The 14813-nt window shown below is 54.1% G+C and carries 13 protein-coding genes and 1 tRNA gene; 4 read left to right on the top strand and 10 right to left on the bottom strand.

Annotated elements, in window-relative coordinates; genetic code table 11:
• Positions 1-284 precede the first annotated feature (284 nt).
• Both ACYX34_RS10830 and ACYX34_RS10825 read right to left on the bottom strand, forming a co-directional pair.
• Positions 285-360: transfer RNA gene (locus ACYX34_RS10830), tRNA-Met, on the bottom strand.
• A 1231-nt stretch (positions 361-1591) separates the two neighbouring features.
• A complete protein-coding gene (locus ACYX34_RS10825; protein WP_462076572.1) occupies positions 1592-3940 on the bottom strand; it encodes a two-partner secretion domain-containing protein in 2349 nt (782 codons plus the stop codon).
• 994 nt (positions 3941-4934) lie between these two features.
• On the opposite strand from ACYX34_RS10825, the gene ACYX34_RS10820 reads away from it, so the two are divergent.
• A complete protein-coding gene (locus ACYX34_RS10820; protein ID WP_462076571.1) occupies positions 4935-5798 on the top strand; it encodes an SDR family oxidoreductase in 864 nt (287 codons plus the stop codon).
• Here ACYX34_RS10820 and ACYX34_RS10815 read toward each other — a convergent pair.
• The 6 genes from ACYX34_RS10815 to ACYX34_RS10790 form a co-directional block, all read right to left on the bottom strand.
• Positions 5792-6712: a hypothetical protein gene (locus ACYX34_RS10815; protein ID WP_462076570.1), complete on the bottom strand. Its 921-nt coding sequence runs from the start codon at positions 6710-6712 to the stop codon at positions 5792-5794. The two genes, ACYX34_RS10820 and ACYX34_RS10815, sit on opposite strands and share 7 nt — an antisense overlap.
• 39 nt (positions 6713-6751) lie before the next feature.
• Complete coding sequence (locus tag ACYX34_RS10810; RefSeq protein ID WP_462076569.1) at positions 6752-7147, bottom strand: hypothetical protein; 396 nt, start codon at positions 7145-7147, stop codon at positions 6752-6754.
• Positions 7148-7219: 72 nt separating this feature from the next.
• Positions 7220-7660, bottom strand: coding sequence for a hypothetical protein (locus ACYX34_RS10805; RefSeq protein ID WP_462076568.1), 441 nt, complete (start codon positions 7658-7660; stop codon positions 7220-7222).
• A 49-nt stretch (positions 7661-7709) separates the two neighbouring features.
• On the bottom strand, positions 7710-8882 hold the full coding sequence (locus ACYX34_RS10800; RefSeq protein ID WP_462076567.1) for a hypothetical protein: 1173 nt from the start codon (positions 8880-8882) through the stop codon (positions 7710-7712).
• A gap of 85 nt (positions 8883-8967) precedes the next feature.
• Positions 8968-9189 carry a hypothetical protein gene (locus ACYX34_RS10795; protein ID WP_462076566.1) on the bottom strand — a complete coding sequence of 74 codons (222 nt, stop codon included), beginning with the start codon at positions 9187-9189 and terminating at the stop codon, positions 8968-8970.
• 214 nt (positions 9190-9403) lie between these two features.
• Positions 9404-10126, bottom strand: coding sequence for a chlorite dismutase family protein (locus tag ACYX34_RS10790; protein ID WP_086426185.1), 723 nt, complete (start codon positions 10124-10126; stop codon positions 9404-9406).
• Positions 10127-10269: 143 nt separating this feature from the next.
• Here ACYX34_RS10790 and ACYX34_RS10785 point away from each other — a divergent pair, with 143 nt between their 5' ends.
• Genes ACYX34_RS10785 through thpR form a run of 3 tightly spaced genes read left to right on the top strand, consistent with a single transcriptional unit; the run spans position 10270 to position 12749 of the window.
• Positions 10270-10866 (top strand): hypothetical protein, encoded by a 597-nt coding sequence (locus ACYX34_RS10785; RefSeq protein WP_462076565.1) that lies wholly within the window; start codon positions 10270-10272, stop codon positions 10864-10866.
• 3 nt (positions 10867-10869) lie between these two features.
• On the top strand, positions 10870-12153 hold the full coding sequence (locus ACYX34_RS10780) for a competence/damage-inducible protein A (protein ID WP_462076564.1): 1284 nt from the start codon (positions 10870-10872) through the stop codon (positions 12151-12153).
• Complete coding sequence (gene thpR / locus ACYX34_RS10775; RefSeq protein ID WP_462076563.1) at positions 12150-12749, top strand: RNA 2',3'-cyclic phosphodiesterase; 600 nt, start codon at positions 12150-12152, stop codon at positions 12747-12749. The genes ACYX34_RS10780 and thpR overlap by 4 nt, the downstream gene beginning before the upstream one ends.
• A 39-nt stretch (positions 12750-12788) precedes the next feature.
• On the opposite strand, the gene ACYX34_RS10770 is transcribed toward thpR, so the two are convergent.
• Entirely contained in the window at positions 12789-13334 is a 546-nt protein-coding gene (locus ACYX34_RS10770; protein WP_462076562.1) for an ankyrin repeat domain-containing protein, read from the bottom strand.
• Positions 13335-13460: 126 nt separating this feature from the next.
• Entirely contained in the window at positions 13461-14687 is a 1227-nt protein-coding gene (locus ACYX34_RS10765) for an ankyrin repeat domain-containing protein (RefSeq protein WP_462076561.1), read from the bottom strand.
• Positions 14688-14813 lie beyond the last annotated feature (126 nt).

The following is a 14813-nucleotide window of genomic DNA, read 5'->3' as shown; positions in this document are numbered from 1 at the left end:
GTTCATGTCTCAGCGGAGGTGACTTTCACACTGTACGCGATGAATGGAGGGGGAGTCAGGGGTGAAACCTGGGCCGAGTAGCTCATGAGCAGTTCGTTTCCTTGGAAAGCAAAAGATGGAGCGACTTCGGTGGTGAATAGACTTCTTGCATAACCAGTTGCTACGGGTTTCCTTCTCGATGAGAATATGATTCCCTGCACTCTAGGACGAAGGAGCACTACAGGGGAGGGGAGAGAGGGCCGATGAACAGCCGACTCATAAGCTACTGAAACGCTGAGTGTTTTTGGTGGCGGTGACCCGGATTGAACGGGTGACCCGCGGCTTATGAGTCCGCTGCTCTGCCAACTGAGCTACACCGCCACTCTTTATGTTTTACGATAGCCTGCGTGGGTTCTTGCGATTTACTCGACTGTTCACTCTGCTCTTATGTCTTCTCGTCACAGCCAGGTCTAGCATAGGCTGATCTAGCAGCGAAGCGCAACCCGCAGAAGGCGATACTATAGCATGCTCGCGTCAGGCTGTATAGATTGCGGATTGCCGGAAAAGCCACCGTCGGGATGATAGTTCATGGGAATGGCCGATGGGGTCGAAGACGAGGAAGTCAGCGTGGCCAAGGAGGGCAAGAATATTGCGGTGATCTTCACTGTAGAGTGATGGAAAACCAAAGAGAGTTATGCCACACAACAGAGAAAGCGTGACAGACGCCGCTCCGTGAGCACTTGCCGTTATGAGTCATGGCCTGCTTGCAATGTATTGTGAGTTGCGAGGGGGCAGACCCATAGGAACCTAGTTCATGCAAGGTGTCTCACTCATTATGCCATTGATCACAATTGGTTCTAGCACTATTGTTCTCTCCGGAGGAACAAGTGATTGGTCTACGACGGTGGACAATAATTGTACTCGAATACCGCTGAGCCTCGGGAGCAAAGATAAATCAATGGTCTTTTCTGTCTGTCGGCCGATGTCTTCACTCGCAATATTCCAATCTCCCTCATCTTCATTCGGTTGCATTGTGCCGATGCAGAGCCACCAACTCAATACTTCTGTATCCACTGGGCTCCACCGAATGGTGATAGGCTTGCTGAAATCTTGAGGTTCCATTGGCGCTATGATTTGTGGTCTTGCCGTGTTTTCCGTCGGTATCATCCTACTGCTCCTCTGAAGTTAAGCGAGTCGCTATAGCCACTGAACGACGCGCTCTAAGGCTTGCATTTAAAAGTGGTGTATCTTCCACCGTTGTTCCAAGTTCTGCCTTGATCAGTTGACCATTCAACGACGGCGAAACAACGTTGGTTGGAAAGACTTTGGAGTTTTGGCTTGGGATTAGAGTCATAAAGTTGTGAGAATGGTACAGGGCTGCCGAAATAGTAATTGTACCCGAACGGGGCGCTCCCGAGTTTGAGTCTCCAATGTGTTCCAGTTGACACACTGGGGTATGAGTTGCTCCACTCAAACTTGTTCGCACCGACGTTATGGTGATGGTGCGTTGCTCCATCGGCAGGGGTAGTCAGCTTAGCCATTGTAATCTCCTTTGTTCAGATAATATTTTTTAGACGTTCTCACTTGAGTATCCATATGTCTACAGGACGGCTCATGAAGCGCAGCCGCTGTTAGATTCCACCGCAAACATATGAGTCAAGAATCCCGGAGGAACGATCTGTCGCAAGGAGAGCAATTGACTCTTTTCTGTCGATGGAATTGTCCTCAAAGGGCTGCCTGTTTTGGTCAAGGTGCTAGTGCGTAATCTAGGAATCGCTATATCTATCGGGCTTAAGAGCCAACCGCCTGGTTCGGACGGGAGTGTCTTGCGCCCGGCAAGAATAAACGTGCTGTGCTCTCCGTCAGCTAAGGCGGCGCAGCGGCTGTGCAAAAGCACCTGAGATGGGCTGGTTTTTGACACAAGTTGACCGACCGTGCTACTCAGATTCGACGTCGGTGATTGAATGGTCACGGTTCCATTCACACCGGATCCTGAATCTGCATTGATGGTGCTGTTGGCATCCGGCAGGAACAATCCTGCAACAATGCTAATTCTTCCACCCCTGCCGTCATCAGCCTTAGCCAAAATTTTGCTATTCTGGAGGATCACGATTTGCGGGTCGATCGACACATTTCCGCCACCTCCAGGCCCGTCGCTAACTGAGGCGCTAATTATGCTATTTGTTAAATGTACTGTGCCATTAGGAGTTGTCTCAACTTTAATGGTTCCGCCGCTGGAATCCCTGGCTTGCGTTGTGACTGAACTATTGGAGGCGAGAAAGCTTTGGCCGGCATTGATGTGAACATTGCCAGCATTGCCGGTGCCGGTGCTATTTGCTGAGACGTTAGCCTTATTGCCCAAGGTGACTGATTGTGTAGCTACGATATCGATATTGCCTCCTGTTCCGTTTCCCGATGTATCAGTAAAGATGCGGCCACCGTTTTCAATGGTAATGTTCGGTGCGGTCACAGTAATTGTTCCGGCGTTGCCTGCCCCTTCGAAATCGGTGCTGCTGCTCATGGTGGTTGATGGGCCTGAAATGGTTGCGTGATCCGTTGCGGTGATGGTGATTCTACCGGCTGCTTTTGAACCATTCGTGTCGGCATTCATGGTGGCGTTGTCAGTCAAGGTAAACCGAACGGCATCAATGGAGATGTCTCCAGGAGATCCGTCGGAAAATGCCTCCGTGTGAAGCCTGCTGGTCCCGGAGATGGTTACTTCATCTGCATAGCTTGATGGTCCATTTAGCCCATGTACGGTAACTGCGCCGCCATGACCGGAGCCTGTTGTTATGGTAAAAAGATCCACTCCTTGAGCTGCTTCGACCGGGCTCGCCAGCAGTTGGATTTGCCGACCTTCTAGAAGAACGTTCCCAGCATCACCTATTCCAACAGTGGTTGTGCTGAAAACACCACCTTTGATTTGGATGGTTGGGGCCTTAAGCGAAATGTTCCCTCCGTTCCCTGTCTCTCCGAGGGCGTCGGCACCCAAGACAGAGTCAGCTGCCGTCAGTTGTTGGATTGCTTTGATGACAATGTTGCCGGCATTTGCCGGACCATCACTCAAAGTGGTAATGCGTGCACCATTCAAGTTTACTGAGCTGGCCTCGATATGAATGTCATTGCCTGGCTTTACCCCAGCAGTTGAAGAAATGGAACTATCCGGGCTCAGTGAGATCGAATTTAGCTCTCCCGTACTATTGGCAGTGCTGAGCACTGCATCAGCTATGCTTAGGACGAATTGACCTCCTCGGATCGAAACGATGTTTGTGCCACTGACGTTGACGGTTGAGTTCGGCGTAAGGCTGACGGAACCGAACGAGGTAAAGGAGGCCTGATCCACGTTCGGTAGAGACTCAAGCGTTATATCGAATTCTCCCGGAGATGCTGTACTAGCCAGCTGAATGTTTCCGTTTGGTGCACGGAGTTGTGCAGGGTGGACTGCCCCATTCTCCACCGTGGATTCGATGGTAATATTCCCACCAACCAGTGAGATGCCTGTTCCATCTCTCACCTCAAGCTGGCTTCCCTGAACCGTGATCGCACCTGGATGTGAGCCTAAAAACCCAAACGAAGCAACAGGGGAGGCAGTTAATAAAACATCGGTGACTGGGTTAGGTGCTGCACTGAATCGCCTGCCATCTTCAAACTTTAGATAGTCTGCCGAGGTGAATGTGACGGCACCACTCACATTGAGGCTTGCATTTGGTCCAAACAAAAATCCGGCTGGGTTCATGAGAAACAGATGGGCATTCCCGAAATCGGTGGTCTTGATGGTCCCGAAGATGTCCGAAATATGATTGCCGGTAACGCGCCCCAAGATATTGTCTGTTTGGAGTAAGGAGTCGTTACGAAAGTTTGTGATGGTATTGCCAGGGACATCAAAGTTCCCAAAACTGTGAAACAGGTTTGCTCCTGTTCTGGTTCCACCCGTAATGTCGTATTGCGTTTTCCCACCCACCGAGACTGGACTACTGATGTGCGTGTTCAAACCAGAGGGCGTAATGGGGGTCTCTGCGGATGCATTGCCTGACACGCCTGTTATGTATGGCAGTATAATCACCAGTGCAACGCGGAGGCTCAATTTTTGGAAGAAGCGCAAACAAGTCACTGGAGCATGATTTCTCAATTTCCGCGTCAGGGGAAATATTGGAGCACCATCCGGTCGCAACGGTAGTCTTATTAACCACGAACCGTGTACGTTAGAAATGGAGCGCAGACTCATTGAGTTTTATCCTCGACCATCGATGCAAAATGGTTATCAGGCTGTCTTCTACGATAGCCGCAGGCTTAGTACCTTCTTTTTTAACTTTTTACAAGTACTCCTTCTGATGATTCCCCTTACTCCTCATGTCTGGCTGGAAAGTCAGAATCACTTTCCTGCCGTATCGTGTGGCGCTTGATCCTCAAGTTCAACTATCTTGGATCTATTCCTGCACATCGGTCTATTCGGTTCGAGTTGAACGTGTCATGTTAGCGCCATCGTTTGTTAAAGGCCTGTACCGATAGGTAATCATTCACTAGATCTCACCCATGACGACGTGCTGTATGGTAGTTCCCATAAGCAAATTGTAAGCCACTGACAATGCTCCAATATGCAAGGTGCATAAAACATGAAAATACGTAATATATGAATGAGATTTGTTCTCTTTGATGAGGGGAAGTTGAATCGTGGCTTCGAAAGAACGTGCAACTGCTGAATCTAAAAAGATTCAGGTCTGTATCCAAACAGATTCTTATCTGTATCCAAACAGATTCTTATCTGTATCCAAAACAATTCACCGCAACCGAGTTGATGGATGTCTCTCGTGATGCATTTCTGGTCAGAAAGTAACAAGGAGTCCGGTGCATAGTCGTAGGTCTCTACTCTCTGGGGTGAGAAACGGCAGGCTCTATCTGGAGACAACGAGTCGAAACCTGTTATGGTTCTCCAGCGGAAATTCGAGAGGAGTGCGATGTCGAGAGGAAATGATCGTGCAGTTGTTATCACAGGAGCGTCGACGGGCATTGGGGCGGCCTGTGCGCTCCATCTTGATCGATTGGGGTTTATCATCTTTGCCGGAGTACGGAAGCCGGAAGACGGAGCGATCCTTCAACAGTCCAGCTCAGAGCGGCTTATTCCGATTCTAGTCGATGTGACCGATCAACCCTCTATTCAACGCTCTCTTGCGATTGTGTCAGAGCGATGTGGATCGAGCGGGTTGTATGGGCTTGTGAACAATGCCGGGATTGCGGTGCCGGCGCCGCTGGAGGGGATCCCGATTCCCGATCTTCGGCGTCAACTTGAAGTGAATGTGATTGGCCAGGTCGCCGTCACGCAAGCGTTTCTGCCGCTGATCCGCCAAGCACGAGGCCGTATCGTGAACATGGGCTCAATCGCGGGACGTTCCACAATTCCGTTAATGGGAGCGTACTCGGCGTCGAAATTTGCATTGGAGGCGATTACGGATGCCTTGAGACTGGAGGTTCAGCCGTGGGGCATCCAGGTGTCAATTATCGAACCTGGTGCGATCACAACTCCGATCTGGATGAAGTCTGCCGGCGATGCCGCCGGGCGAGAGGCGAGTATGGAGGCGGAGTTGAAAAGACTCTATGAGCCGACGGTGGCGGCAGTGCGAAAGGTGGTGGATGAGGCAGCGAAGCGAGCCATTCCAGCGGACGTTGTCGCGAAGGCGGTTGAAGGCGCCCTAACGGCTCCAGTGCCCAAGACCCGCTATTTGGTCGGCACGGATGCCAAGATCCGTGCGTTCATCGGGCAGATTCTTCCAGACCGGATCATGGACCGGGTTCTCACAACGGTGCTTAAATTGCCTCACTGATCTCCTGCCGTTGGTTTGGCCACTCCGATCCCGAGATCTTGTTTTGAAATGTCGAAGGAGAAGCGGAGCTGGATTGCGAGATATTTTTGAACCAGCCCCGCTCGATCTATGGGCTGATCTTGTTCGTGATAGACCGCGAGTTCCATGTTGCGCCAGCGTACCGCGAGTCCAACGATCCAATCCAATTCAGTCGGGCCGGCCTGGTTTCCCGCATCTCGATCCGTGAACATATTCACGTCGCCATAGAGCACGATCTTGTTTTTGTAGAGATCGAAGTCGGCATGGGCGACGTATCGGAAGAGCGCACGACCGGTATTGTCAGGCCTGGCGAAGTAATTCTTGTTATGAAAGAGCCAGCCAGCCCCTGCGTAAGCCGTCAAGTTTTGATGGGGGAAATGGCGTTGCCACCATGGCAAATCTTGAACAGCCTGGAATTTTGCTGTGACGAGCCCGTCGGCATACTCTTGTGTCACACCCTTCCGGTCCAGTGGTGCGTCGCGTTCATACTGGAGGCGCCAGTTGAAGTGGCCAAGCACACCGGTGACGGCATAGGTCCCGTCCCATTCGCTCAATTCGATCCAGCCGTTTGTCCGATCGGAGAAAAAATTCTGGTCCGTATAGAACGTGAGGTACTGCTTGTAGAGATCGGTTTCCAGATGAAGCATGTGACGCAATCCAACTAGACCGGTATTATCAGGCCTCGCAGCAAACGAGGGGTTTGAAGCAAAGGCACTCGTCAGCAGATAGCCGGCGAAGAGCGACTCTTCGGCTTCCCGGCCATTGGAGTCTTCCATGGAGGGCAGCGGACGCCCGTACTTTTCCAAGGCCAATGCGTGTGGAGTACCAATCAGGAGGACGCTGAGTACGAGGCTCATGGTGAGGGGCGTCGATGTACGGAAACAAAGAGCGATCATGGGGAGTCGTGAGAGTCCCGTATCAGCCGGATGTCGCCGTTACTGACACGAATCGAAAATGTCTTCGCAATCGTTGGATGCATCAAAGGTCGGAGGGACAAAGCGATACTGCACATCGACGACGCGGTCGTTGACCAGCACAACGGTGGCCCAACAGCCATGGCGAACCGTTGCAAAACTGCCTTTGCCGACAGGGCGTGACTCCTCAAAAATCGGGGCCTCCCGATAGTAGCGGAGGATCGTTCGTTCGCCGTCAGCGAATTCTTTTTGGGGGAGGCCCGCACAGCGCAGGACTGCTGGCTTTGATTGTCCGGCCATGCGTTGTTGGTTGGGATATTCCCCCACCTGTGCGGGCGTACTACAGCTCGTGAGCCACACCGTCATGATGAGTCCCTGTGCAAGGACAAGAAGCTGGGGATGGATCACAAACCGCATGGTGGTCTCTTGTGTGAGAACAACCCGCTTAGACACGAGGCCCGACGTGAAATGGTGAGGGGCTGATCGCGATCAACCGACTAGATCTGGATTGAGGCGTGTCATCGGTTTGACGGAGATGGCCTTGATCTCATTATAGACGATCGTGCGACCAACTTGGCGGAGGCGACTGAAGACACCTTCCACGATGACTTGATCACCTTCCCGGACCTCAAGCTGACCGAGGCTCACGACCTTGAGGGTACCGGCTTGGTCTTGGAGGAGGAATCCGTAGGCCGGTTGTCCCTGGCGATTGGTTGCCAGCTGGACATTCATGACCTTTCCGGTGACGACGACATCTTGATGGTCGTATTGCTCGGGATGTGCCAACAGTTCCGCAATCTCAACCAAACCACTCGCGAGAGCCGGTGAGGTGCTCGGTAATCCAAGTGCACACACACACAGCACGAAGAGGAACAGTACAGATGTCAGAGAGGTTGCAAGCGGCGATTGGCTGATGGTCGTTGTCGTCATGGTTGGAAGTAATTATACCGAACCGCCGGTGATTGGCAAGATCGAAAGTTCACCATTTATCTGATGGTCGTCCGGTGACATCCTCTCCGATAAAGTTATGGAGAATCTGCCGTTGCAGGTCCGTCAGTTCACCCTGGCCGGACTCAGAGGCCGCAGAAGCGAGTTCGCCGGCCTTGGGCGTGGGCATCGATCGTGTCAGCAACTCCTCATCCAACGCGACGGGGCTGGTGTCGAGATCTTTTTGAATCGAGACCAGACGCTGGAGGCCGAACAAGGTTCGGGTTGTTTCGGTGTGGATCGCGTTTGAACTGGCACCGTACACGAGTGAATTCCAAAACTTGGTCTCCGTTGCTTCCGGTATCCTGATCATCGCATAGATCCCGAGCTTCTCGATCAGGGCAGATTCAGTTCCCTCTAGCCCATCGTATGTCGCAATTGACCGCTCAATCGGAGTCTGAGAAAGGGCACGCAGCGTGGCTTGCCACATTTCAGGCGATGGCGAGCTTGAGGGAGAGTCTGAACACCTGGCTTGGGTCGCCAGCAGGTACTGGGAGAGAAACTTGACCTTACGCGCGGCAAGCGTCCCGGCTGGGATGCCCCAAATGTGGCCGATTTCATGATCTTGTAGTGTTGTCGAGTCGGAGGTCCGGCGTTCACGTTCTGCCAAGGCCAGGCGTTTTTTGAATCGTTCAACAAAGCGAAGCTGTATCTGCATTTCGACGACCAGGCGATGTTTCTGATACTCCTCCGCGCCGATTTCTTCCTTCTCCCACTGTTGTTCAAGGATCCGCAACGTCGTTGACGGGACTGCGGAACGAGCCTGTGCGGTGAGCGCTGTGATTGTCTCCGATGACACGCCTCGATCGGCAAGGAGGACGGCGGCACGGGTGGCTAATGTGGTAGCCGTCTGGACCAGATGTTCGAGGGCCACACATTGCAACCAGGTTCGCTCTCGACGCAATCTGGCTCGTCGGCGGTATTCATTCCGGCGGTCGATCATGGCCATGATGGATTCCTGAGTCATAGTTGTCACGGGTTTTTTCCCCGAGACACAGCGAGGATCTGGTCGATCGGCAACCATGAACAGGATTTCGTCCTGCGTGACATCGAGGTATTGCAGGAGCAGCAGACGAAGGATAATGCGTCCCTGAATGGGCAGGTTTGCGATAACTTCCTCGATGACTTCGACGGTCAGGGGAGATGATGCGAGTGCGTGTGTCATGGTGTTCAGTTTGTTGGTATGAAAAGAGGTGATGAAGCCCTACTACTGCATCCTTGTATGGTCCGTTGATCCAGCGGCGATGAGATTAGGCTGTACCAGCTTTCTGTTGCGAAGACTGCTCAAGTTGAAGCGCGACATATTCTCGAATGTCCTGGATGGTCCCGCTAATGAACATCTCACGTGGGATTTCTACCCGGACAAGGCGGGAAGGATCAATCCCTCGTTCATGGGCATATTGCTCATCGATATAGAGACTGACAGAACCGTCAGGAAAACGCAGGGCGTACAGGGATGTCGTATCAGACATGGCAGCTCAGCTTTTTGATCAACCTACCTTGTACAGGTAACATAGGGGTTGTTGAACTGTCAAAACTATGGACTCGGTGCTAGTCAATTTATTATGTGGAGAGGCGGAGTAAGACGCACGCCCTCTGCTCTTTATCGAGGAAAACATTGCTGAAAAACAAAGGGCCTTCGGTCGGAAGACCGAAGGCCCTAGTCCGTACTGATAGCCCTGGCGGTTAGCCGCCAAGCGTATCGAGCGTTTCCTTCAGACTTCTGCGGACACAGGTGAAGATCGGGGTGTCTCGCAAGGTATATCGCGACCCTTCCGTCTCCCGTAGGGCCATCACCAGGTCAAGAAAATCCTCCGGCTTGTCGCTTTCAAACGCGACAACCCATTCCTGATCATCTAACCCAAACGAATAGGTGGTATTCAATTTCACTGAGGGAAACCGATGCCCTACTTCGATATGCTCGTCCATCATGCCTTGGCGAGCGGCCTTGGTCAGAAGGAACCACTCCCGTGTTTTGAGAAAGGGATACACAAAGATGTACTTGCTCTTTCCTGGCACGACCGTAAGCCGCTTGCCTTCCTGCCCTGCATGGGAGTGGTTGTCGACATAGATGGACCGCTTGGTCATGGCCAAATACGAATAGGGAGTCGAGAGGTACTGCCCAAGACCGGAGGCCAGCATCTTGGCGCTCATATCCTGAAACAGATCGAGATCGTAGCTGATGCGCCACAGCATAAAGTCGCAGTCCCCTCGGATGCCGACCGTGGAATAGGGGACGACCAACACTTTGCCGTTAAAATCTTCGACAGCCCGCAAGAACTCTTGTTTGCCCTGGGTGCGCACATCTTCTGGGAGACGTCGCCACGCCGGGTCTACTTTGTAGAATGCGAAATTGACAAACTGGCGCCGAGGTGCCGGCGTGGAAGGGGGGGTCTCCGGAGTCGACATTCAAAGCTCCTTTAGTAAATTGAGAGGCAGTACTCTTTGTAGTTTTCTTTCGTTTAGCATTTCCCCTTCAGTGTTGTCAACCGGAGGACGAAGCGAGGAGGCATCCATTGACAAGGCCGAATCGTTCTGTTAGTCGCTGACGGATGAAGGTTCGGACTCATATGGCGATGGGACAGACTGTTGCCTGCCTGTTGAGTTTCGTCGGCTCTGCAGCTGCCATTGAGGTGAATCCGACACAGACCCAAATTCAAACGGCGCTTGATCGGGGACGACAAGCGGCGGTGCAACACCAAGCTCCCCAAACCTTTTACACTCGATTCGGCGGCGACGATCCTGCACAGCCCAACGGTTTTCTGGTGACGAAGCTTGGCGGTTTGTCGGTAGTGGCCACGCATATGGCGTTACGTGGGCTTGAACCGAGTCCGGCCGATGTGGCTCAGGTGATCGAGGCCCCCACCATGCTCGTCAGTGCGACGATCATCGGAGAGAGTCCCAGCTTTGCCGAGAACAGTTATATGGTTCTTGATCAAGAAGGGCGGGTGATCAAGCCGCTGACGGTGAGAGCTGATGGCCGGGCTGATCGTCGTACAGGGCGGTCTGCGTCGCCAGAATTTCACGCCAAAGTCATCGCAACGTTCCGTTACGCTGATTTTGATCCGAAGGCTAGAACGACGATCACGATTTTCCCGGCCCATGGTGGTGAGATTCACTTCCCGCTCAATTTTGCAGACATCGAGTAACACATGATAAAGGTCTCTCCTTATTCCGCCGAGACGATTGCCGTTGGCTCAGAGCTCCTCGTGGGGGGGCGGTCCGACAGTAATTCCTTGTTCATCACCGAATGCCTGGCCGGGATCGGCATCGAAGTTCGGTTCAAGGCGATTGTCGGAGATCAGGAATCGGACATTACCGCGGTGCTGAACACGGCTTGCCGCCGGGCTGGTCTTGTCATCATGACGGGAGGGTTGGGCCCTACGGTTGATGATTGCACCAGGGAGGCTGTGGCGGCATTGACCGGTCGTCGACTTGTTCGCCGGAAAGAGGCATTCGAAGGGATGAAGGCCAGACTGGCTGAATGGGGGCGTACGCCGACTCGCGCACAACTCCGGCAGGCGCTCGTTCCGACTGGTGCGACGGTGCTGCCCAATCCCGTCGGCTCGGCGCCTGGTTTTACGCTGACGTGGCGAGGCGCGCGGATCGTGGTGTTGCCCGGTGTTCCGGGCGAGATGCGTACCATGATGGAACAGTCGGTGATCCCGCTCGTGCTTGCTCAACTGGAACAGTCGAAGGGCCTTCGTCTACAACCGGTGATGCGGATGACCTTTCATACGTGGGGGTTGCCGGAGGCGGAGATCGATACCAAGTTGCAAGGATTGATTCCTCAGCGGGAACCGATCGCACTGGGCTTGCTCGCGTCGCCAAACGGTGTGCTCGTGTCGCTCACGACGAAAGCTGCTGGTTCCAAGAAGGGAGATAGACTTCCATTATTGCTCGAAGAGGTGCGTCAGCGATTACGTGAGTGGATCTATGCTGAAGGGCACGACACCATGGAAGAGGTGGTCGGTCGATTATTGGTCGAACAACAACGTACGATTGCGGTCGCAGAATCCTGTACGGGCGGATTGATCAGCCATCGACTCACCCAAGTGCCGGGAGCGTCTGTCTATGTCGATCGCGGAGCGATCTGTTATAGCAACCAAGCCAAAACAGAAATGCTTGGGGTCCCTGCGAGCCTCATCACACAATATGGAGCCGTCAGTCGTGAAGTGGCGCAAGCCATGGCGACGGGGATGCGTGAACGTGCCGGTGTGTCGGTAGCCTTGTCGGTCACAGGGATTGCAGGGCCGGGTGGAGCGACGGAAACAAAACCAGTCGGCCTGGTCTACATCGGACTCGACGGAGGCCCCGGTGAGACCAGGACCAAGGAGTGTCGCTTCCACGGGGACCGCTCGGTGATTAAACAACGCGCCGCTCAGGCCGCGCTCGATCTGCTTCGTCGATGGTTACTTGAAAAGGTCCAGCCATGATTCGTGCCTTTCTTGCTGTCGAACTGAGTGAGGGGCTCCGTCGGCAGATCGCAACGGTTCAGCAAGACTTGCAAGCACGGCTCGGCGACGCGTCGTCCAAAGCAGTTCGGATCGCTTGGGTGCAGCCGTCATCCATTCATCTCACCATGCGGTTTCTCGGCGATACGGATGAACAACTGCTTGAACCGATGCGCGAAGCCTTGGCGACCGTCAGGCGATCCCATCCAACTATCCAGATCTCCATCGATCGGCTTCAGGCGTTCCCCAGTCTTCGGCAACCGCGGGTGCTGTGGGTCGGCCCATCTGAACAATGGATTAAGAGCGACGCAACCAAGCAGTTGACGGCGTTGCATCGGCAGATCGAATCCTGTTGCCGGTCCTTTGGATTTGTGACGGAGGACAAACCCTTTACGCCACATCTGACTGTCGCACGGATCAAGGCCGGCGAGCGCGAGATCGGGCAGCGACTCGCGCAGAGCGGCGCATGTGATCGCGCACTCTCTGTCGGTGTCATCACCGTTGGGCCGCTGGTGTTGATGAAAAGCAAACTGCGTCCGACCGGACCTGTCTATACGAAACTCTGGGAAGTGGCGTGAGAGGCAGCGCATTCTGCTTGGCGGATTGGAAGGCGCACGTCATGGCTCAAGCAGTGGGATCAGCGCTGTGTGGCCTTGCTGCTGAGCCAAGTCTACCGGGCGTTCTCCGGAAGTCATTCGGGCCTGTTTATCTGCGCCATGTTGGAGGAGGAGGCTGACGATCTCCAGATCGCCTCGATAGGCTGCGACGTGCAAGAGCGTCGCGCCGCCGATCTGCACCTGTTCATGCACCTGTGTGCCTTTCGCTAAGAGCAACGCCACCAGGTCTTGCCGTCCCTCTTGAACCGCGATGGAAAGCGGTGTGACGCCGTCCTGGCTTTCGGGGTTCACGGCTGCGCCTCGGTCAAGCAGAAGCGCCGCCACATTTCTCTGCCCATGCTTAGCGGCGAGGTGGAGCGGGGTGATCCCGCGCGCATCGGCTGCTTGGATGCTGGTTCCCTGCTCAAGGAAGGTCACCACTCGGAGCAGATTCCCTTCCGCTGCGGCTCGGCGTAGGTGCTCTTCCGGTGACGTGCCACAGCCGCTGATGAACAGGAGTGCGAGAGACCAGAAGGCTCGTTTCCAATTCAGTGTATCCGACGTCATTTCATCCGCTCTTACTCTCTAAAGAGTTGATCAGAGTGAGTTCCAATTCTCTTTCTCTCCAATGGCTGCAGCGTATGGCAGCAGCATGTCGGGAGTGACAGCAGAAGCGTTCATGGATACTGTGGGCTACAGTTTCAGGAGAGCAAAGAGCGTACGGTGGCCCTGTTGACGAGCGAGGTCGAGTGGACGTTCACCCGATTGTGTTTTGGCCTGTTTGTTCCCTCCGTGTTTGAGCAGGAGCGACACGATCTCTCGATTGCCATGATAGGCACCCAGATGCAAGGGGGTCTTCCCGTCCGCAGTCTGAGCGTTGATCGCCGCCCCTTTTTTTAAGAGGAGGGCGGCCATCTCGCGATACCCTGCTGCGGTGGCGATGTGGAGGGGAGTGGCCCCATCAGGCGTTGATTGGTTGACCAAGGCGCCTTTTTCTAAGAGGAGGGCCGCAACATCCCGATGGTTGTTTTGTACGGCGAGGAAAAGCGGCGTTGCACGGTTCCTCGCTTGTTGATTAATGGTTACCTTCTTTTTCAGCAGTAACGCGACAATCTCCCGATGGCCGTTCTGCGCGGCAACATGGAGTGGGGTCACCCCGTTCTGGACTGCTTGGTTCATACTCGCGCCATTCTCGAGCAAGAGCTCCACAACGGCGCGATGTCCGTTTTGTGCTGCGACAAGCAGCGGCGTCGCACCATCCGTCATGGCTTGATTGACCTTCGCACCTTTTTCCAGGAGGAGAGAGACGGTCGGTACATGACCATTCTGGGCTGCGACGAACAACGGCGTCGAGCCGTCAGCCAAGGTCAGATTCGCGCTGGTTCCATGTTGCAGCAACAGCTCCACGACCGGATACTGGCCTCGTTGGGCTGCGATGAAGAGTGGCGTCACCCCGTCTTCCGCTGCTTGATTTGCGTCGGCTTTATGTCGGAGCAAGAGGGCCACAATATCGCGATAGCCGTTCTGTGCGGCGATGAAGAGCGGTGTCACACCGGTCGTCGTCGCGAGATTCGTCGATGCCCCGTTATTGAGCAAGAGGGCAGCCACTTCCGGATGACCATTCTGTGCGGCAATGTAGAGCGGGGTTGCTCCGTCGCTGGTCACGTGATTCACCGGCGCGGCTTTCCGCAACAAGAAGGAGACGATCTCGCGATGCCCGTTCCAGGCTGCCGCATGCAGGGCGGTCGTCCCCTGCGCATTGGCCGTCCGGACGTCCGCTCCTTCCTCCACGAGCTTCTTGATCTGGGGGAGCTGTCCATTCATAGCGGCCATCAGCAGTGTTTCGTCCACTGATCGCATGGCGAGGAGTAGCGGCAGCAGGGTACAGAGGGCGCAGAGTGATATTCGTCGCGAGATCATGGCAGTCTCCAAATTGGTGCGAGTAGAGAAATGAGATTATGAACCAATCCGATTGCTTTCTTCTAGCCCGCAGTATGACATTGTGCAGAGTGGGGGGGTATCGATACATACACCAGGCTTAATGGG

The organism is Nitrospira sp. CMX1 (assembly GCF_054902215.1).
This window is presented reverse-complemented; position numbering and strand designations above follow the sequence as displayed.